Source organism: Streptomyces sp. NPDC001231, assembly GCF_042896885.1.
Lineage (GTDB): Bacteria > Actinomycetota > Actinomycetes > Streptomycetales > Streptomycetaceae > Streptomyces.
The window spans coordinates 204,455-224,145 of record NZ_JBIAXS010000012.1; the positions used below are offsets into that span (position 1 = coordinate 204,455).

Consider the following 19,691-nt stretch of genomic DNA (forward strand, 5'->3'; position numbering starts at 1 on the left):
TGTCGCCCACCCGCACGTGTCACCCTTGACCCATGCCCGAAGGCGACACGGTCTGGCAGACCGCGAGGCGGTTGCGCGAGGCCCTCGCGGGCAAGGTGCTGACCCGCAGCGACTTCCGGGTGCCGAAGTACGCCACGGTCGACCTCACCGGCCGGACCGTCCTGGACACCGTCTCCCGCGGCAAGCACCTGCTCACCCGTTTCGAGGGCGGCCTCACGCTGCACTCGCACCTGCTGATGGAGGGCGCCTGGAAGGTGTACGGCACCGGCGAGCGCTGGAAGGGCGGACCCGGCCACCAGATCCGCGCCGTCCTCGGCACCGCCGACCGCGCGGCCGTCGGCTACCGCCTCCAGGTCCTGGAGCTGCTGCGCACCTCGGAGGAGGACCGCACCGTCGCCCACCTCGGCCCGGACCTCCTCGGCCCCGGCTGGAACCCCGACCTGGCCCTGGCCAACCTCCTGGCCGACCCGGGCCGCCCGCTCGGCGAGGCCCTGCTCGACCAGCGCAATCTCGCCGGCATCGGCAACGTCTACAAGAGCGAGCTGTGCTTCCTGCTCGGCGTGACCCCGTGGCTGCCGGTCGGCGCCCTGCCCGCCGACCGCGCCGCGCAGCTGCCCGCCCTGGCCAAGAAGCTCCTGGAGGCCAACCGCGACCGCGTCGTCCGCCGGACCACCGGCCTGCGGGGCCAGGACCTGTTCGTGTACGGCCGGGCACCCCGCCCCTGTCTGCGCTGCGGCACCTCCGTCCGGGTGGCCGATCAGGGCGACGGCTCCCAGGAGCGGCCCACGTACTGGTGTCCGAGCTGCCAGGCAGGCCCCGCACCACCTCCGGGCACCGCGCAGAAGTGGCGGGACCGCTATCCCCGCACCACCGGCTGACATCACCGCACCGCCGCTTGACCGTCCCGTCCTTCACGACGTCCCGGATTCCTCGTCCGAACGGTGAGGCGGCGATGCCGTAGCGGTGCCGAACGGCCATCCCCCGTCGGCGGACTGCGGCCCACCGAAGACGCCGTACGGCCACCCGCCGGAGGCGGGATACGGCGCCCCACCGCCGTCCGCGAGCGCCGGCGTCTCAAGCCCCTTGTCCCCCTTCATCTCCGGCCCCACGTCCGGTTCTTGCGTCGGCCCCTCCTTGCGGGCCTCCTTGGGCACGCAGTGCACGGGCAGCAGGCTCAGACCCCATCCCCCGGCCGCGACGGCCCCCTCCAGCACCCCCGCCTCGCCCGACAGCAGCAGCCGCAGCACCGCCCACCACCACACCGCGCCGAGCCCCAGAGCGGCCCCCCAGCGCACTATCGGCCCCGCCATCGCACCCACCACACCTCCAGCCGACGCCGGACCGCCGCACTGGCCTCCACGATGGCGGCACCGCCCGGCACCGGCAAACGGGCGCGGCGAAACCCGCCGTAAACCCCCGGACAAGGTGAAGGCCCCGGCCGCACCCCTCCAGGTCTCCCCGGAGAAGCCCCGGCCGGGGCCTCACTCACGTGTGCGTGGGTTCACGCGCGCGTGCGACAGGTCACGCGGCGACCACGTCCACCGCCTCGGCGGCAGGCGCCTTGATGGTCACCCGTTCCGGTGGCACACCGGTCACCGACACGGAACCCAGCATCGGGCGAACCGGCGTGGGCACGGGCTCGGTGGCCGCAGCAGACCGGGCCAGCTCGGCGAGGGCGAGCTCGTCGCTCACTTCCCGCATGAGCTCGGACATCCGTACGTCCAGCGCGTCGCAGATGGCGGCGAGCAGCTCGGAGGAAGCCTCCTTCTGCCCCCGCTCCACCTCGGATAGATAGCCGAGCGAGACTCGGGCGGACGAGGAGACTTCGCGCAGAGTACGGCCCTGGCGCTGGCGCTGCCGACGCAGCACGTCACCCAGCAGGCGACGGAGCAGAATCATCGGTGGCTCCCTCCTCGGACCGCGTAGCCGCATCCTTCACGCCCCACCGTACCGCCTTGCGCCGCGGCCGTGCGGGGAGCGATGTCGTGTTCACTCAGGGCTGCAAACATCAAAACCCCCCGTTCCGTTCCGTATCCTGTGCCCGCTCATTTCCGGTCTGTTCGCCCGCGATCTGCTCCAAAAGCAGTGCGAGCACGCTCCGTACGCTCTCCATACGAATTTCCGCCCGGTCGCCGTTCAACCGCAGCGCGGCCGTTTTCCCGCCACGTTCGGCGCCGGTTTCCGTCCCGCGCGGCCCGGCCACGGCCACGAAGACCGTCCCGACCGGCTGCCCGTCCTGGGGGTCGGGGCCGGCGACTCCGGTGGTCGCGATGCCCCAGTCGGCTTCCAGGGCTTTCCGCACCCCGGCCGCCATCTGGGCCGCGACCTGCGGATCCACCGCTCCCCGCTCGGCCAGCAGGGTGGCGTCGACGCCGAGGAGCCGGTGCTTGAGGTCGGTGGCGTAGGCGGTGACCGAGCCCCGGAACACCTTTGACGCCCCCGGCACCGCGGTGATCTCCGCCGCGACCAGGCCACCGGTCAGCGACTCGGCCACGGCGACCGTCTCGCCCCTCACCGTGAGTAGTGTCACTACGTCGACGGCCGGCGAACTCACGCTTGCGACTCCTCCAACGCGGCACGCTGCTCGGCGATTCCCCGCCTGCGCAGCACGATGGCCTGTCTCACATAGTCGAGGCCCGTGACCACGGTCAGCACGACCGCCGCGGCCATCACCCAGAACCTCAACGTGGCCAGCCAGCCCGTCAGCGCCAGTACGTACATTCCGACGGCCACGCCCTGCGTGAGCGTCTTCAGCTTGCCGCCGCGGCTCGCGGGGATGACGCCGTACCGGATGACCAGGAAGCGCAGGAGCGTGATCCCCAGTTCCCGGCCGAGGATCACCCCGGTCACCCACCAGGGCAGATCGCCGAGCCCCGAGAGGCAGATCAGCGCCGCCCCCATGATCGCCTTGTCGGCTATGGGATCGGCGATCTTCCCGAAGTCGGTGACGAGGTTGTACGTCCGCGCCAGATGGCCGTCGAACAGGTCGGTGATCATGGCGATGGCGAAGGCCGCCCAGGCCAGCGACCGCCACGCCGGGTCGTACCCGCCCTCGGCCAGCATCAGGGCCACGAAGCAGGGCACGAGCAGCAGCCGGAGCATGGTCAGCAGATTGGCGACGTTCCACACACTCGCCTGGTTCACGGCGGCTGCCGCGATCTTCCCGCCCCGCGGTGCCTTGCCGGCACCCTGCGTGGTCTCACCGGCCGCACTCGCCGCACCCGTCGCACCGGAACCGGCCGGAGTGGCGGAAGCGGCAGGGCGGGAAACCTGGGAGGCGCGCGAAGCGCCCGAAGCCCCGTCGGCACCGGCGCGACGCGAGGCCGCCCCCGCGGCCCTTCCCTGCGCGCCCGAGGAGCCGCCCGCGGCGGATGCCGGGACTCCCGTCATCTGCCCGCCTCCTCGCTCCACGCGAACGCGCCCGCCAGCGGCTCGGCCACCAGGTCGACACCTTCCGTGCCGACCACCTTCGCCTCGACCATACGACCGACGTCCAGGCCCTCGCCGCCGACGAGCAGCACCTGGCCGTCCGTCTCCGGTGCCTGGTGCGCCGCCCGGCCGCGGACCCCTTCCTCGACGTCCACGGACTCGACCAGCACGCGCACCGTCTGACCGACGCGCTCCTCGGCCCGCTGGGAGACGAGTTCCTCGGCCAGCCGGGAGACACGCGCCAGCCGATCGGCGACGACGTCCTCGTCGAGCTTGCCGTCGTACGTCGCCGCCTCCGTGCCCTCCTCGTCGGAGTAGCCGAAGACGCCGATGGCGTCCAGCCGCGCACCGTTCAGGAACCGCTCGAGCTCGGCCAGGTCGGCTTCGCTCTCGCCGGGGAAGCCGACGATGAAGTTGGACCGCACGCCGGCCTCGGGGGCCTTGGAGCGGATGGTGTCGAGCAGTTCCAGGAAGCGGTCGGTGTCGCCGAAGCGGCGCATGGCGCGCAGCACGCCGGGCGCGGAGTGCTGGAACGACAGGTCGAAGTAGGGGACGACCTTCGGGGTGGAGGTCAGGACGTCGATCAGCCCGGGACGCATCTCGGCCGGCTGGAGGTAGCTCACCCGCACCCGCTCGACGCCCTCGACCTCGGCGAGCTCGGGCAGCAGGGACTCCAGGAGGCGGATGTCGCCGAGGTCCTTGCCGTAGGAGGTGTTGTTCTCGGAGACCAGCATGATCTCCTTGACGCCCTGCTCGGCCAGCCACCGCGTCTCGTTCAGCACATCGCTCGGGCGGCGGGAGATGAACGAGCCGCGGAAGGACGGAATGGCGCAGAAGGAGCAGCGCCGGTCGCAGCCGGAGGCGAGCTTGACCGAGGCGACCGGGGCGCCGTCCAGGCGGCGGCGCAGCGGGGCGCGCGGGCCGGAGGCCGGGGCGACACCCTCCGGGAGGTCCGCGGGGCCGTGCCCCGGAATGGCCACCTCCGTGCCGGCGTCCTGCCGCTCGGCCGGGCTGATCGGCAGGAGCTTGCGGCGGTCGCGCGGAGTGTGCGCGGCGTGGATGCCGCCGCTCAGGATCGTCTGGAGGCGGTCGGAGATGTCCGCGTAGTCGTCGAAGCCGAGCACACCGTCGGCCTCCGGGAGGGCCTCGGCGAGTTCCTTGCCGTACCGCTCGGCCATGCAGCCGACCGCAACCACCGCCTGCGTTCTACCGTGGTCCTTGAGGTCGTTGGCCTCGAGGAGGGCGTCGACGGAGTCCTTCTTGGCGGCCTCCACGAAGCCACAGGTGTTGACCACGGCGACGTCCGCTTCCGCGGCGTCCTCCACGAGCTGCCAGCCGTCCGCCTCCAAACGGCCTGCGAGCTCCTCCGAGTCCACCTCGTTACGGGCGCAGCCGAGAGTGACGAGTGCGACGGTACGGCGTTCAGGCATGGGCTCAAGACTACTTTGTCTCTCTGACCGCCCAAGTCGACGGGGTTGGCCGATCTTGGCCAACCCCGTACTCGCCTGTCTGATCGGCCCTTTGTGTACGGGCCGCCCGTCCGCCGCTACCCGACCTGCGGGTCGCCCTTGGTGTACGTGAGGCGTTCCACGGCGCCCGGCTGGAACTGGTCCTCGATCTTCTTGCCGTTGACGTACAGCTGGATCGCGCCGGCGTCGCCGAGGATCAGGTTGATCTTGGAGCTGTCCTGGAAGGTCTTGGACTCGCCCTTCTGCAGGAGCCCGTCGAAGAGCATCCGGCCGTTGTGGTCCTTGGCCGAGATCCAACTGCGCCCGTTGTCGGCGCTGACCTGCACGGTCACCTTGTCCTGCGGCGCGGCCGCGATGGCGCTGTCGGACGGCGCCGGTGCCGGGTCGGCGGGCTTGCTGCTCTTCGGCGTGGGCGAGTCCGAGGTGCCGGCCGTGGGCGTGGCGCCCTCGCCGATCTGCCCCTTGGCGCCGGTGTCGTCGCCGCCGCCCTTGACGGCCGTGAAGCCGACGAAGCCGATCACGACGACGATCGCCGCGACCATGGCCGCGGTCCAGTTGGGCCCGCGCCGTTCCGGGCGGATGCGTTCCGCCTCGAACAGGGGGGCGGCCGGGGTCGGGGCGGGGCGGCCGCCGTGCTCGGCGTCGAAGCGCGCGATCAGCGGGGCCGGGTCGAGGCGCACGGCCTTCGCCAGGTTCCGGATGTGGCCGCGGGCGTAGACGTCGCCGCCGCAGGGCGCGAAGTCGTCGGCCTCGATGGCGTGCACGATGGCGACGCGGACCCGGGTGGCGCTGCTGACGTCGTCGACGGTCAGCCCGGCGGCCATCCGCGCCTGCTTCAGGGCACGGCCGACGGAGGGGCGGGCTTCCTCGGAAACGTCTTCGAAGGGACGCTCGTCTTCAGGGGAGTTGCCGATGGACACGGGGGCGCCTTTCGAGCGTGTAGCCGCCTGTGCTGGAGGTTCAGTCTAGAGATGTGCCAAAGGGTGAAGCGACCCGGCGGTGGACTTTGTACGCCATCGGAATGGCCGGACAATCCGATGGTGGGACAGATGTGGCGCCCAGGGCGGGACCCGCACCGGTCCTCTCGCTCAACTTGACGTACGCCCAGGCGAAACGGTTGCCCGTCGCTCGCTAACGGGTGGATCACGGTCCACGCGTCCACCCGCGGCGAGCACATCCGCCGGACGGCGTTTTCCTGCTACCCCTCAGACTCCCCACGAATCACGGCCAGCACGCCGTCCAGGTCGTCGGGCTTCACAAGAACGTCACGCGCCTTGGATCCCTCGCTGGGTCCGACGACGCCGCGGGACTCCATGAGATCCATGAGCCGCCCCGCCTTGGCGAAGCCGACGCGCAGCTTGCGCTGGAGCATGGACGTCGAGCCGAACTGCGTGGAGACGACCAGCTCGGCCGCCTGGCACAGCAGGTCGAGGTCGTCGCCGATGTCCTCGTCGATCTCCTTCTTCTGCTTGGTGCCGACGACGACGTCGTCCCGGAAGACCGGCGCCATCTGGTCCTTGCAGTGCTGGACGACCTCCTGGACCTCCGCCTCGGTCACGAACGCGCCCTGAAGTCGGGTCGGCTTGCTCGCGCCCATCGGCAGGAACAGCCCGTCGCCCTTGCCGATCAGCTTCTCCGCACCCGGCTGGTCGAGGATGACGCGCGAGTCGGCCAGCGAGGAGGTGGCGAACGCGAGCCGCGAGGGCACGTTCGCCTTGATCAGACCGGTGACCACGTCGACCGAGGGGCGCTGGGTGGCGAGCACCAGATGGATGCCGGCGGCGCGCGCGAGCTGGGTGATGCGGACGATCGCGTCCTCCACGTCGCGCGGCGCGACCATCATCAGGTCGGCGAGCTCGTCCACGATCACCAGCAGGTACGGGTACGGCCTCAGCTCCCGTTCGCTGCCCTCCGGCGCCTTGACCTTGCCGTTGCGCACGGCCTCGTTGAAGTCGTCGATGTGCCGGAACCCGTACGCCGCCAGGTCGTCGTAGCGCAGATCCATCTCGCGCACGACCCACTGCAGGGCCTCGGCGGCCCGCTTGGGGTTGGTGATGATCGGCGTGATCAGGTGCGGAATGCCCTCGTACGCGGTCAGTTCGACGCGCTTGGGGTCGACGAGGACCATGCGCACGTCCTCCGGGGTCGCGCGCATCATGATCGACGTGATCAGGCAGTTGATGCAGGAGGACTTGCCGGAGCCGGTGGCGCCGGCGACGAGGATGTGCGGCATCTTCGCGATGTTGGCCATCACGTAGCCGCCCTCGACGTCCTTGCCGAGCGCGACGAGCATCGGGTGGTCGTCCTCGGCGGCGGCCGCGAGGCGCAGCACGTCCCCGAGGTTCACCATCTCCCGGTCGGTGTTGGGGATCTCGATGCCGACCGCGGACTTGCCGGGGATCGGGCTGATGATCCGCACGTCCGGGCTGGCGACGGCGTACGCGATGTTCTTGGTCAGCGCGGTGATCCGCTCGACCTTCACGGCGGGCCCGAGTTCGACCTCGTAGCGCGTGACCGTCGGGCCGCGGGTGAACCCGGTGACCCGGGCGTCGACCTTGAACTCGGTGAAGACGTTGGTGAGCGAGTCGACGATGGCGTCGTTGGCCGCGCTGCGCGCCTTGCCCGGACCGCCCCGCTCGAGCAGGTCGAGGGAGGGCAGGGAGTAGGTGATGTCGCCGGAGAGCTGGAGCTGCTCGGCGCGCGCCGGCAGGTCGCGGGGCTGAGGCGGCGGGGTCTTCGTGAGGTCGGGGACCCCGGACTGCTTCTGGTCGGCGGGACGCGGGGCGGGCGGGTCCTGTTCGGACCGCCCGGTCCGGCCGTCCTGGCCGGGGCGTGCGGCGGGCACGGGCGTCGGGGTGGTGCTCTCCCCGCGGTCGCCCACGCCGACGCCCTGGGTGAGGTCCGCGACGATCGGCGAGGGCGGCATGCCGTGCAGCACCGCGCCGTCGAGCGCGGCGGCGGCAGCGGCGGCGACGTCCACGGCGTCCATCCGCCGTTCCATGTCCGGCTGCGGCACCGCCGAGCGACGGGGACGGGAGCGCCGCTTGGAAAGGGCCTCCTGCTCCTCGGTGTCGGGATCGTAGTCCTGGGGGGCGCTCGACCGCTTGCGGGAGCGCGCGGGCAGCGCCTCGCGCCACTGCTCCTCGTAGCGCGCGTCGTCGTCGCCGTACTCGTCGGACTCCGGGTCGTGCACGATGCCGAGCCGCACCCCGAGCAGCCGCAGCCGCTGCGGGATCGCGTTGACCGGGGTCGCGGTGACGACCAGCAGGCCGAACACCGTGAGCAGCACGAGCAGCGGTACGGCGAGGACCACGCCCACGGCAAAGGTCAGCGGGGTCGCCGCGCCCCAGCCGATGAGCCCGCCGGCGTCCCTTATCGCCTGCATGCCGTCGCTGCGGGCGGGCGAGCCGCAGGCGAGGTGGACCTGCCCCAGCACGCCGATCACCAGGGCGGACAGCCCGATGACGATCCGGCCGTTGGCCTCGGGCTTCTCGGGATGCCGGATGAGGCGGACGGCGATGACCGCGATCAGGATCGGCACCAGCAGGTCCAACCGGCCGAAGGCACCGGTCACCAGGATCTCGACCAGGTCGCCGACGGGCCCCCGCAGATCGGCCCAGGTGCCGGCGGCGACGATCAGGGTGACGGCGAGCAGCAGCAGGGCGATGCCGTCCTTGCGGTGCGCGGGGTGGAGGTTCTTGGCGCCCTGCCCCACTCCGCGGAAGACGGCGCCGACGGCGTGCGCGAGTCCGAGCCAGAGGGCGCGCACGACCCGGTACACGCCCCCCGTCGGACTGGGCGCCGGCCGGGCCGCGGGTTTGCCCGCGGCCTTTTTGGCGGGCGCCTTCCTGGCGGGGGACTTCTTCGCGGCGGCCTTCTTCGCCGGAGCCGCCCCGGAAGCGGCGGCCTTCTTCGCGGGCTGCTTCTTGGCTGCGGAGGGACGTGAGGCCATGGGTGTGAGGTTACCGGTGGAGACGACAGTGGACACGTGCGCCCGTTGCTTCACCCGTTCGTGTCGGGTCCGGAGAGGAGCCGGGCTGACACGCCCTCAAGAGCTCTACATCACGGGGAGCATGGCCCGATCCCGCCGCTCGCCGAGTGGGCCGGGCCCGCGCCCCGGATTCGGACTCAGCCCTGCGAAGGCACCGAGGATGCACTCCCCGTGCCCGGCTCCAGCGCGTCCAGGGCGCGCCGCAGACCCGTCAGCTTGCGCTCCAGATGGGCCGCCGTGGCCACCGCCGCCGCGTCGGCGGACTCGTCGTCCAACTGCTTGGACAGGGCCTCCGCCTGCTCCTCGACGGCCGCGAGGCGGGCGGAGAGTTCGGCGAGCAGACCGACCGACTCCTTGCCGTCGCCCATCGCGCCTTTGCCGCCGCCCTCCAACTGCAGCCGCAGCAGGGCCGCCTGCTCCTTCAGCTGGCAGTTCTTCATGTACAGGTCCACGAAGACCGAGACCTTCGCGCGCAGCACCCACGGGTCGAACGGCTTGGAGATGTAGTCCACCGCGCCCGCCGCGTAGCCGCGGAAGGTGTGGTGGGGGCCGTGGTTGATCGCGGTGAGGAAGATGATCGGGATGTCCCGGGTCCTCTCCCGCCGCTTGATGTGCGCGGCCGTCTCGAAGCCGTCCATGCCCGGCATCTGGACGTCCAGCAGAATGACCGCGAAGTCGTCCGTGAGCAGCGCTTTGAGCGCTTCCTCCCCGGACGATGCCCGCACCAGCGTCTGATCGAGCGCAGAGAGGATGGCCTCCAGCGCCAGCAGATTCTCCGGCCGGTCATCGACCAGGAGGATCTTGGCCTTCTGCACCATGGCCCGCCCTCCTCGCCCCGGCTTGGGGCCGCCCCTGTCCGCAGGAACCGGGGAGGCACCGGCGGGTGCCGCCCCAGGGGACGGCTCCCTTGCGCCGCCCGTCCTTGTGCCGGTCATCGTAGCCGCACCCCGCCCGTCGCCACACCCTGTCACCGTGATGTCACTGCGCACCTGGCAGAAACGCCGCGGGAGACCAGAAGGTTCCCCGGATTCCGCACTTCTACTCGGCTTCCGAGCCTCCGAGCCGACAACGTCCCACGCCCTCCGAACGTTCCGGTCACCGGTCCGTCGTCACTCCCCGCTCATCCACTGCGCCATCACACTCAGCAGATGATCGGGGTCCACCGGCTTGGTCACGTAGTCGGAGGCGCCCGACTCGATCGCCTTCTCCCGGTCGCCCTTCATCGCCTTCGCGGTCAGCGCGATGATCGGCAGCCCGGCGAACTGCGGCATCCGCCGGATCGCCGTGGTCGTCGCGTAACCGTCCATCTCGGGCATCATGATGTCCATCAGGACGACCGCCACGTCGTCGTGCTGCTCCAGCACCTCGATGCCCTCGCGCCCGTTCTCGGCGTACAGCACGGACAGGCCGTGCTGCTCCAGGACACTGGTCAGGGCGAAGACGTTGCGGATGTCGTCGTCGACGATGAGCACCTTCTCGCCGCCGAACCGGATGTCGCGGTGCCCCTGCGGGACGGTCTCCGGCTCCGCCGGGCCCGCCGACGCCACCACCCACTGCTCCTGGAACGGCTGCCCGTGCCGCGCCGGCCTGTGGTCGGCGGCGGGCAGGACCTTGCGGCGGCGCCGGAAGAGCGCGGCGGGACCGTGCTGCGTCTCCCGGTACGACTTCACCTCCGCCGGCGTCTCGGCCTGCGCGGCGGCCTGCCCGGACGGGTCCGGCCCGGGGGCGGCGACCATTTCGCCGGCGTCCAGCACGGAGCCGGGCTGCTGGTAACCCTGCGGCGGCAGCTCCCCCGGGTGCAGCGGCAGATACAGGGTGAACGTCGAGCCGCGGCCCGGCTCGCTCTGGGCGTGGATCTCACCGCCGAGCAGTTGCGCGATCTCCCGCGAGATGGACAGCCCGAGTCCGGTACCGCCGTACTTGCGGCTGGTGGTGCCGTCGGCCTGCTTGAACGCCTCGAAGATCACCCGCATCTTGCTGGCCGCGATGCCGATTCCGGTGTCGGTGACGGAGAAGGCGATCATGCCCGCGTCCGGGTCGGTCAGCGAGCCGGCCTCCAGCAACTGCTCGCGGATCGGCTGCGGAACGTCGTCCCGGGCGGGACGGATGACCAGCTCCACCGACCCGGAGTCGGTGAACTTCACCGCGTTGGACAGCAGGTTGCGCAGTACCTGGAGCAGCCGCTGCTCATCGGTGTGCAGGGTCGCGGGCAGTTCCGGCGACACCCGTACGGACAGGTCGAGGCCCTTCTCCGCGGTCAGCGGGCGGAAGGTGGCCTCCACGTAGTCGATGAGCTGGACGAGCGCGATGCGCGTCGGGGAGACGTCCATCTTGCCCGCCTCGACCTTCGACAGGTCCAGGATGTCGTTGATCAGCTGGAGCAGGTCGGAGCCCGCGCCGTGGATCGTCTCGGCGAACTCGACCTGCTTCGGGGAGAGGTTGCCCTCGGCGTTGTCGGCGAGCAGTTTGGCCAGAATCAGCAGGGAGTTGAGCGGCGTACGCAGCTCGTGCGACATGTTGGCCAGGAACTCGCTGCGGTAGCGCATGGAGACGGCGAGCTGTTCGGCGCGCTCCTCCAGCACCTGCCGGGCCTCCTCGATCTCGGAGTTCTTCGCCTCGATGTCGCGGTTCTGCTGGGCCAGCAGCTCGGCCTTCTCCTCCAGTTCGGCGTTGGACGCCTGGAGCGCCTTCTGCCGCTGCTCCAGCTCCTCCGACCTCAGCCGCAGTTGCTCGGTCAGCTCCTGGGACTGCTTCAGCAGCTGCTCGGTCTTGGTGTTGACGGAGATGGTGTTGACGCTGGTGGCGATCATCTCCGCGATCTGGTTCAGGAAGTCCTTCTGGATGTGGGTGAACGGCGTGAACGAGGCCAGCTCGATGACGCCGAGCACCGTCCCCTCGAACAGCACCGGCAGCACGATCACCTGCGCGGGCGGCGCCTCGCCGAGCCCGGAGGAGATCTTCAGATAGCCGCTGGGCGCGTTGTCGACGAGGATGGTCCGCCTCTCCTCCGCGGCGGTCCCGATCAGCGCCTCGCCCGGCCGGAACGACGTCGGCATCGAGCCCAGCGAGTAGCCGTAGGAACCCAGCATCCGCAGCTCGTAGGAGTCCTCGCCCTCGCCCCCGAGGTCCGTGTCGTCGGCGAGCGGCATGGCGACGAAGAAGGCACCGTGCTGTGCCGAGACCACCGGCGTCAGCTCGCTCATGATCAGCGAGGCCACGTCCTGGAGGTCGCGGCGGCCCTGCATCAGCGCCGAGATCCGGGCGAGGTTGCCCTTGAGCCAGTCCTGCTCCTTGTTGGCGATCGTGGTGTCGCGCAGGTTGGCGATCATCTTGTTGATGTAGTCCTGGAGCTCCTGGATCTCGCCGGAGGCGTCCACGTCGATCTTCAGGTTCAGGTCGCCGCGGGTGACCGCGGTGGCCACGCGCGCGATGGCGCGCACCTGCCGGGTGAGGTTCCCGGCCATCTCGTTCACGGACTCGGTCAGGTCCCGCCAGGTGCCGTCGACGTCACGCACGCGTGCCTGGCCGCCGAGCTGGCCCTCGGTGCCCACCTCCCGGGCGACCCTGGTGACCTCCTCGGCGAAGCTGGACAGCTGGTCGACCATCGTGTTGATGGTCGTCTTCAGCTCCAGGATCTCCCCGCGCGCGTCGATGTCGATCTTCTTGGTCAGATCGCCCTTGGCGATGGCGGTGGTGACCATGGCGATGTTGCGCACCTGACCGGTCAGGTTGGACGCCATCTGGTTCACGGACTCGGTGAGGTCCTTCCAGGTGCCGGCCACCCCCGGGACGTACGCCTGGCCGCCGAGGATGCCGTCCGTGCCCACCTCGCGGGCCACCTTGGTGACCTGGTCGGCGAACGAACTCAGCGTCTTCACCATGGTGTTGAACGTGTCCGCGAGCTGCGCGACCTCACCGCGCGCCTCGATGGTCACCGTCCGCGTCAGATCGCCGTTGGCGACCGCGGCCGCGACCTGGGAGATGTTGCGCACCTGCATGGTCAGGTTGTTGGCCATCAGGTTGACGTTGTCGCTGAGGTCCTTCCAGATGCCCACGGCACCGGCCACGTGCGCCTGGCCGCCGAGGATGCCCTCCGTGCCCACCTCGCGCGCCACCCGCGTGACCTGCTCGGCGAAGGACGACAGCTGGTCGACCATCGTGTTGACGGTGGTGACGAGCTCGAGGATCTCGCCCTTGGCGTCGACGGTGATCTTCTTCGACAGGTCGCCCTTGGCGACCGCGGTCGTGACCTCGGCGATGTTGCGTACCTGGCTGGTCAGGTTGTTCGCCATGAAGTTCACGGACTGGGTGAGGTCCTTCCAGGTGCCGGAGACGCCCTGGACCTCGGCCTGACCGCCGAGGATGCCCTCCGTGCCCACCTCACGGGCCACCCGCGTGACCTCCTGGGCGAACGAGGAGAGCTGGTCCACCATCGTGTTCAGGGTGTTCTTCAGCTCCAGGATCTCCCCGCGCGCGTCCACGGTGATCTTCTGCGACAGGTCACCGCGGGCCACGGCGGTGGCGACCTGGGCGATGTTGCGCACCTGCGCGGTGAGGTTGCCGGCCATGCCGTTCACGGAGTCCGTGAGGTCCCGCCACACACCGGCGACGCCGGGCACCTGCGCCTGACCGCCCAGACGCCCCTCCGTGCCCACCTCGCGGGCGACCCGGGTGACCTGGTCGGCGAAGGCGGAGAGCTGGTCGACCATCGTGTTGATGGTGTTCTTCAGCTCCAGGATCTCCCCGCGCGCGTCGACGTCGATCTTCTGCGACAGGTCGCCACGGGCCACGGCCGTCGTCACCTGGGCGATCTGCCGCACCTGGGAGGTGAGATTGCCGGCCATGAAGTTGACGGAGTCGGTGAGCTCCTTCCAGGTGCCGGACACACCGTCCACGCGGGCCTGACCGCCCAGGCGGCCCTCCGTGCCCACGTCCCGGGCCATCCGGGTCACCTGGTCGGCGAACGACGACAGCTGGTCCACCATCCTGTTCACGGTGTTCTTCAGCTGGAGCATCTCGCCGGAGACGTCCACGGTGACCTTCTGCGACAGATCCCCGTTGGCCACGGCCGTGGTCACCTGGGCGATGTTCCTCACCTGCCCGGTGAGGTTGCGGAACGCGGTGTTGACGGAGTCGGTGAGGTCCTTCCAGGTCCCCGCCGCGCCCGCCACCTGCGCCTGGCCGCCCAGCTCGCCCTCGACCCCGATCTCCCGTGCCACCCGCGTGACCTCGGCACCGAACGACGACAGCTGGTCGACCATGCCGTTGACGGTGTTCTTCAGCTCCAGCATCTCGCCGGCCACGTCGACGGTGACCTTCTGCGACAGGTCGCCGCTGGCCACGGCCGTCGTCACGGTGGCGATGTCCCTCACCTGTGTGGTGAGGTTCCGGAACACCGTGTTGACGGAGTCCGTCAGGTCCTTCCAGGTGCCGGCCACCCCCGGCACGTTCGCCTGCCCGCCCAGGCGGCCCTCGGCGCCGACCTCGTTGGCCACCCGTGTGACCTCGTCCGCGAAGATGCGCAGCGTCTCGGTCATCTGGTTGATCGTGTCGGCGAGCTGCGCGACCTCGCCACGCGCCGGAACGGTCACCTTCTGCGACAGGTCGCCGTTCGCCACAGCGGTGGTGACCTGGGCGATCCCGCGCACCTGCGCCGTCAGATTGCCGGCCATCAGGTTCACCGAGTCGGTGAGTTCCTTCCAGGTGCCGTCGACCCCGGGCACATGCGCCTGACCACCGAGGATGCCGTCCGTGCCCACCTCACGGGCGACCCGCGTCACCTCGGAGGAGAACGCGGAGAGCTGGTCCACCATCGTGTTGACGGTGTTCTTCAGCTCCAGCATCTCGCCGGCGACGTGGACGGTCACCTTCCGTGACAGATCGCCCTTGGCCACCGCCGTGGTGACCAGCGCGATGTCCCGCACCTGCGCCGTCAGCCGGGACGCCATGGTGTTGACGGAGTCCGTGAGGTCCTTCCACGATCCGGACAGACCGCGCACCCGCGCCTGCCCGCCCAGCTTGCCCTCCGTACCCACCTCGCTGGCCACACGCGTGACCTCGTCGGTGAACGTCGACAACTGGTCGACGAGGTTGTTGACGGTCCGTCCGACCTTCAGGAACTCGCCGCGCAGCGGATGCCCGGCCCCCTCCGGCACCTGCGTGCGCAGCTCCATGCGCGGCGACAGATCGCCCTCGGCGACCGCGGTGAGGACCCGGCCGACCTCGGAGACCGGTCGTACGAGATCGTCGACCAGCGCGTTGGAATGGTCGATCGCGGTCGCCCAGGAGCCCTCGCAGGCGCCCGTCTCCAGTCGCTCGGTGAGTTTTCCCTCACGTCCCACCATGCGCCGCACCCGCGACAACTCGCCCGTCAGATGCAGATTGCGGTCGGCCACCTCGTTGAAGACGGCCGCGATCTCCGACATCACGCCGTCCCCGGACACCGTGAGCCGCCTGCGGAAATTGCCGTCGCGCATCGACACCAGAGCGGCCAGCAGTCGGTTCAGGGAAGCCGTGTCCACCTCGGTGGTCCCGTTGCGCGTCGTGCGCCGGTTCTTCGGGGACTGTCCGCCTTTCGCGCGCGTCTTCGTGCTCCGCGTCGCTGCGCCAGACTCCACTGTGTCCCTCCCGCAGGGGTCGACCGTTACCGCCGTGCTGCGGTACGCCTGCTCGCGTACCGGTTACTGCTGCGCATTTCTGTCCGATGTAATCAGCCCACAGGAAGAGCTGCTGCCCTGGGTGCAGAGAACACACTCAGCCTGCCCGGACCTTCACCAGAAGCCTGCCCAGTGTTTCACCCCGGCCGAACCAGGCCATAACAGTTCGGCAGCTTCGCACACCCTCCGCACACCCTCGGGGCGGAAACACTGGCGACCGGCATCCGCGTGGACGGCGAAGGTAAGTAACCTTGCACGGGGCTGTCCAGCCGCACCGGTCCGTCCGGCCTGGGCGGTGGCACGGGAACGAGCGGGCATCGGAGGGCGGCCGCAGACATGACCACCGGAGTGATCCCCGGGGGACAGCCCCCGGAGCCACAGCCGAACGGCCCGCAGCTGCCGGAGCAGCGGCGCGAGCCCATCGGCCACCAGGGTCTGCACGTCGACAACCGGACAAGGAGTTCTGTGATCACCGCGCGCGCGGCCGCCAGTTTCGATCCCCTGGGGCGATCGGTCGCGACCGCCCGGTCCTTCGTCCGCGACACCCTCCAGGGGTGGGGCTTCGGCGACATCGTCGACGACGCGGTGGTCCTCACCAGCGAACTGGTCACCAACGCCGTCGTCCACGCCGGAACCGCCGCCGACGTGCTGTGCCTGCGCAGCGACGACGGAGTGCGCATCGAGGTGTCCGACCGCTACCCCGAGCGCGAGCTCCCGGTGCAGAGCTCGGCGATCAACATGGGCAGCCCCGACCGCGAGGGCGGCCGCGGCCTGCAACTGTGCGCGGCCCTGGCCGGCCGCTGGGGCGTGGAGTACACGCCGACGCACAAGAAGGTCTGGTTCCAACTGGACCTGCCCGAGCGTCCGGTCGGCACCCGCGCCGCCGGCCCCTGCCTGCCCGCAGACCTTCTCCCGCTCGCCGACGGCCGGGTCCGCGTGGCCGTCGTCCAGATCGAACGCGGCGGCTCCATCAGCGCCTGGAACGAGGACGCCGAGGAGCTGTTCGGCTACGCCTCCAAGCAGGTCACCGGCAGACCGCTCACCGACCTCGCCGCCTGGCCGCACACGCCCGGCACCAGCACCGGCATCGCCGAGGCGCTCCAACTCTCCCGCTGGGAAGGCAGCTACGGCATCCGCGGCGCCCACGGCCGCGTCATCCCCGTCTACGCCTCCCACCTCCGCGTCCGCGACACCGACGGCGAACCCTCCACGGTCTGCCTGCTCGTACGGGACCACGAACGGGCCGTGCTCCAGACACCATTGCGCCTCCCGGCGTCCGCCGACGCGGGCAGCGCCACCGAGGGCTCCAGCACCGACCCCTTCGAGGTCTTCATCGGCTCTCCCGCCCCCGACGACCTCGACGGCCTGCTGCAACGCACGGTGGAACGCGCCCGCGACATGCTCGACGGCGACGCCGCCTTCCTCCTGCTGGCCACCGACGACGAAACGGAGTTGGAGGTCCGCGCCTCCACCGGCCTGCCCTCCGCGCGCCAGCGTTTCGCCCGCGTTCCCGTCGAGGCGGGCCCCGGCCGCTACGGCTCCGCCCGGATGCCGGCCGTCCACGAGGACCTCACCGCCGTCCCGGGCGCCGTCCCCCTCCTCAACAGCACGGGCATGCGCTCGGTCGTCACGGTCCCGCTGAAGGTCGAGGGCCGCCTCACCGGCTCCCTCGGCGTCGCCGCGGAGGCACCCGGCCGGTACTCCAACGAGGAGGCACTGCGTCTCCAGTTCGCCGCCGACCGCATCGCCCTGGCCGTCGAGTCGGCCCGCCTGGGCGAACTGGAGCGGCTGCGCCGCGGCTCCCTCAGCTTCCTCGTCGAGGCCTCCGACCTGCTGGCCGGCACCCTGGACCGCGATCAGACCCTCGCCCTGATGGCCCAGATGACGGTCCCGACCCTGGCCACCTGGTGCGCCGTCTACACGATCGCGGACCAGGCCTCCGACCCCTACCTGTCCTACGTCCTGCACGAGGACGAGGAACTGATCGACGGCATCAAGTCCCTGCTGTCCAAGATCGCCCCGCCGGACCCGGTTCCCACGCCGGGAGCACGCGTGTGGACCGCTCCCGGCGAGGCCGCCCACCAGGCGGCCCTGCGCAGTTCCATGCGCAGCCTCAGCCTGGGCGACTCGCACCACCACATCGGAACGACCATCGGACCGACCCTCGCCACGGCCTCCGCGGTCGGCGGCGAGACGGTCGTCCTGCCGCTGGTCGCCCGCAACCGCGTCATCGGCATGCTCACCCTCGGCAAGCCCACCGACGAGCACTTCCGCCAGGAGATCCTGGAACTGGCCGAGGACCTGAGCCGCCGCGCCGCCCTCGCCCTGGACAACGCCCGCCTGTACTCGGAGCGCACGGCCATCAGCCAGTCGCTTCAGCGCAGCCTCCTGCCGCCGGGACTCCCCGACGTCGAGGGCGTGGAGGTCGAGGTCATCTACCGCGCGGCCGGCGAGGGCAACGAGGTCGGCGGTGACTTCTACGACCTCTTCCCCATCCGTGACGGTGCCTACGGCTTCGCCATCGGCGACGTCTGCGGTACGGGCCCGGAGGCGGCCGCGGTGACCGGCCTGGCCCGGCACGCGCTCAGGCTGCTGGCCCGCGAGGGCTTCGGCGGCCCGGCGGTGCTGGAGCGCCTGAACTCCGCGATCCTCGACGAGGGCGCCCGCAGCCGCTTCCTCACGCTCCTGTACGGCGAGTTGTGGCCGCAGGAGGACGGCAGCGCCCGGCTGAAGGTGGTCTGTGCCGGCCATCCGCTGCCGCTGCGCCTGCGTCAGGACGGCACGGTGGAGCCGGCCGCCGACCCCCAGCCGCTGCTCGGCGTCATGGAGGACCTGGAGCTGTACGAGCAGACGATCACCCTGGACCCGGGCGACGTGCTGCTGTGCGTCACGGACGGCGTCACCGAGCGCCGTGAGGGCACCCGGATGCTGGGCGACGACGGTCTCGCCGACGTGCTCACCACCTGTACGGGGCTGACGGCCGGTGCGGTGGCGGCCCGCATCATGCGCGCGGTGGAGCGCTTCGCCTCGGACGCCCCGTCCGACGACATGGCGATCCTCGCGATGCGGGTGCCGGGCCTCCAGCAGTAGGGCGCCTCAGGGCATGCAAAAGGCCCTCACCCGATGGGTGAGGGCCTTTTCCGTTGGAGCCCCCAAACGGAATCGAACCGTTGACCTTCTCCTTACCATGGAGACGCTCTGCCGACTGAGCTATAGGGGCCTGTCACCTTTTCGGGGTTTCCCCCGCGGCAACGGAATAGATCATACCCCGAACAGGACCGTGCTCCCAACCACGATCGGTCCGCCGAGCGCGTTGCACACCGAGACGATCCGCTGCATCTCCCGACGCGTCAACGAGGCGTCCACGGGCAGCGCGAGCGTCTCCTCGGCGGCCCGCTCGGTCTCCGGCAGGGACACGCACCGACGGAACTCCGGCAGCCGGTGCACGGGGGTCTTCACGGGCACCCGGCAGTCAACTCCCCTGGCCCGTATGGCGCGTGCGTAGGCGTCCCGGTCCGGCCGGCCGTTCCCGGGCACCCGCACCACGTACTGCTGATAGGTGTGCCCGTCACCACCGTCGGGGGTCCGCACGCCCCGCAGCTTGGTGTCCAGATAGGCGGCACGCTCCCTGCGCCGCGCCATCTCGTCGTACGGCGCCTCGGACTCGCCCTGCTCCAGCACGAGCAGCCCGCGCCGTCGGCCCATCTCGTGCAGCCGCCCCATGTCGGCGGACCGGCCGAAGCGGTGTACGACGACCACGGCCACCGTGCGCGAGGTCAGAGCCTGTTCGACGGTGGAGGCGTCGAGGCAGTACGTCATCGGGTCTATGTCGGCGAACACCGGCAGCGCGCCCACCTGTGTCACGGCCTCGGCGACCTCCACGTTGCCGAACGCCGGCACGACGACCTCGTCACCGACTCCGACGCCGGCGGCCCTGAGCAGAGCAGCAATACCCATGATGCGGATGCTGGTTGCGCAACATGAACTTCAAGTAACGGCAAACAAAAAAGGGTTGGACCCGGAACCGAAGTTCGGGGTCCAACCCTTTCACAATTTGTTCGGCGGCGTCCTACTCTCCCACAGGGTCCCCCCTGCAGTACCATCGGCGCTGTAAGGCTTAGCTTCCGGGTTCGGAATGTAACCGGG

Annotated in this window: 12 protein-coding genes, 1 tRNA gene and 1 rRNA gene; 2 read left to right on the top strand and 12 right to left on the bottom strand. The window is 70.5% G+C overall.

What is annotated here, in order from left to right; all coding sequences use genetic code 11:
* Positions 1-32 precede the first annotated feature (32 nt).
* Positions 33-878, top strand: coding sequence for an Fpg/Nei family DNA glycosylase (locus ACFY3J_RS17285; protein WP_384184434.1), 846 nt, complete (start codon positions 33-35; stop codon positions 876-878).
* 33 nt (positions 879-911) lie between these two features.
* Here ACFY3J_RS17285 and ACFY3J_RS17290 read toward each other — a convergent pair whose 3' ends face one another.
* The 9 genes from ACFY3J_RS17290 to ACFY3J_RS17330 form a co-directional block, all read right to left on the bottom strand.
* The gene (locus tag ACFY3J_RS17290; protein WP_390841138.1) at positions 912-1,310 is read right to left on the bottom strand and encodes a hypothetical protein; all 399 of its coding nucleotides are present in this window, start codon (positions 1,308-1,310) and stop codon (positions 912-914) included.
* A gap of 211 nt (positions 1,311-1,521) precedes the next feature.
* Entirely contained in the window at positions 1,522-1,899 is a 378-nt protein-coding gene (locus ACFY3J_RS17295) for a helix-turn-helix domain-containing protein (RefSeq protein WP_225075959.1), read from the bottom strand.
* A 109-nt stretch (positions 1,900-2,008) separates the two neighbouring features.
* A complete protein-coding gene (locus tag ACFY3J_RS17300) occupies positions 2,009-2,554 on the bottom strand; it encodes a CinA family protein (protein WP_390841139.1) in 546 nt (181 codons plus the stop codon).
* A complete protein-coding gene (pgsA, locus tag ACFY3J_RS17305; protein WP_384184443.1) occupies positions 2,551-3,390 on the bottom strand; it encodes a CDP-diacylglycerol--glycerol-3-phosphate 3-phosphatidyltransferase in 840 nt (279 codons plus the stop codon). The genes ACFY3J_RS17300 and pgsA overlap by 4 nt, the downstream gene beginning before the upstream one ends.
* The gene (gene rimO, locus ACFY3J_RS17310) at positions 3,387-4,859 is read right to left on the bottom strand and encodes a 30S ribosomal protein S12 methylthiotransferase RimO (protein WP_390841140.1); all 1,473 of its coding nucleotides are present in this window, start codon (positions 4,857-4,859) and stop codon (positions 3,387-3,389) included. Before rimO ends, pgsA begins: the two co-directional genes overlap by 4 nt.
* A 116-nt stretch (positions 4,860-4,975) precedes the next feature.
* On the bottom strand, positions 4,976-5,818 hold the full coding sequence (locus tag ACFY3J_RS17315; protein ID WP_384184449.1) for a helix-turn-helix domain-containing protein: 843 nt from the start codon (positions 5,816-5,818) through the stop codon (positions 4,976-4,978).
* A 278-nt stretch (positions 5,819-6,096) separates the two neighbouring features.
* Complete coding sequence (locus ACFY3J_RS17320) at positions 6,097-8,850, bottom strand: DNA translocase FtsK (RefSeq protein WP_390841141.1); 2,754 nt, start codon at positions 8,848-8,850, stop codon at positions 6,097-6,099.
* Positions 8,851-9,026: 176 nt separating this feature from the next.
* Entirely contained in the window at positions 9,027-9,707 is a 681-nt protein-coding gene (locus ACFY3J_RS17325) for a two-component system response regulator (RefSeq protein WP_390841142.1), read from the bottom strand.
* 291 nt (positions 9,708-9,998) lie between these two features.
* Positions 9,999-15,506, bottom strand: a complete 5,508-nt coding sequence (locus ACFY3J_RS17330) for a HAMP domain-containing protein (protein WP_384184458.1) — start codon at positions 15,504-15,506, stop codon at positions 9,999-10,001.
* 375 nt (positions 15,507-15,881) lie between these two features.
* Here ACFY3J_RS17330 and ACFY3J_RS17335 point away from each other — a divergent pair, with 375 nt between their 5' ends.
* On the top strand, positions 15,882-18,635 hold the full coding sequence (locus ACFY3J_RS17335) for a SpoIIE family protein phosphatase (protein ID WP_384184461.1): 2,754 nt from the start codon (positions 15,882-15,884) through the stop codon (positions 18,633-18,635).
* A 54-nt stretch (positions 18,636-18,689) separates the two neighbouring features.
* Here ACFY3J_RS17335 and ACFY3J_RS17340 read toward each other — a convergent pair.
* From ACFY3J_RS17340 to rrf, 3 genes are all read right to left on the bottom strand, one after another.
* A tRNA-Thr gene (locus ACFY3J_RS17340) sits at positions 18,690-18,765 on the bottom strand.
* Between the two features lie 41 nt (positions 18,766-18,806).
* Positions 18,807-19,487: a DegT/DnrJ/EryC1/StrS family aminotransferase gene (locus ACFY3J_RS17345; protein ID WP_390841144.1), complete on the bottom strand. Its 681-nt coding sequence runs from the start codon at positions 19,485-19,487 to the stop codon at positions 18,807-18,809.
* Positions 19,488-19,601: 114 nt separating this feature from the next.
* Positions 19,602-19,691 (bottom strand): 5S ribosomal RNA (gene rrf / locus ACFY3J_RS17350); the annotation flags it as partial.

Coding starts and splice junctions, on each gene's coding strand:
- ACFY3J_RS17285 (WP_384184434.1), top strand. CDS start 33: ATGCCCGAAGGCGACACGGTCTGGCAGACCGCGAGGCGGTTGCGCGAG.
- ACFY3J_RS17290 (WP_390841138.1), bottom strand. CDS start 1,310: ATGGCGGGGCCGATAGTGCGCTGGGGGGCCGCTCTGGGGCTCGGCGCG.
- ACFY3J_RS17295 (WP_225075959.1), bottom strand. CDS start 1,899: ATGATTCTGCTCCGTCGCCTGCTGGGTGACGTGCTGCGTCGGCAGCGC.
- pgsA (WP_384184443.1), bottom strand. CDS start 3,390: ATGACGGGAGTCCCGGCATCCGCCGCGGGCGGCTCCTCGGGCGCGCAG.
- rimO (WP_390841140.1), bottom strand. CDS start 4,859: ATGCCTGAACGCCGTACCGTCGCACTCGTCACTCTCGGCTGCGCCCGT.
- ACFY3J_RS17320 (WP_390841141.1), bottom strand. CDS start 8,850: ATGGCCTCACGTCCCTCCGCAGCCAAGAAGCAGCCCGCGAAGAAGGCC.
- ACFY3J_RS17325 (WP_390841142.1), bottom strand. CDS start 9,707: ATGGTGCAGAAGGCCAAGATCCTCCTGGTCGATGACCGGCCGGAGAAT.
- ACFY3J_RS17335 (WP_384184461.1), top strand. CDS start 15,882: ATGACCACCGGAGTGATCCCCGGGGGACAGCCCCCGGAGCCACAGCCG.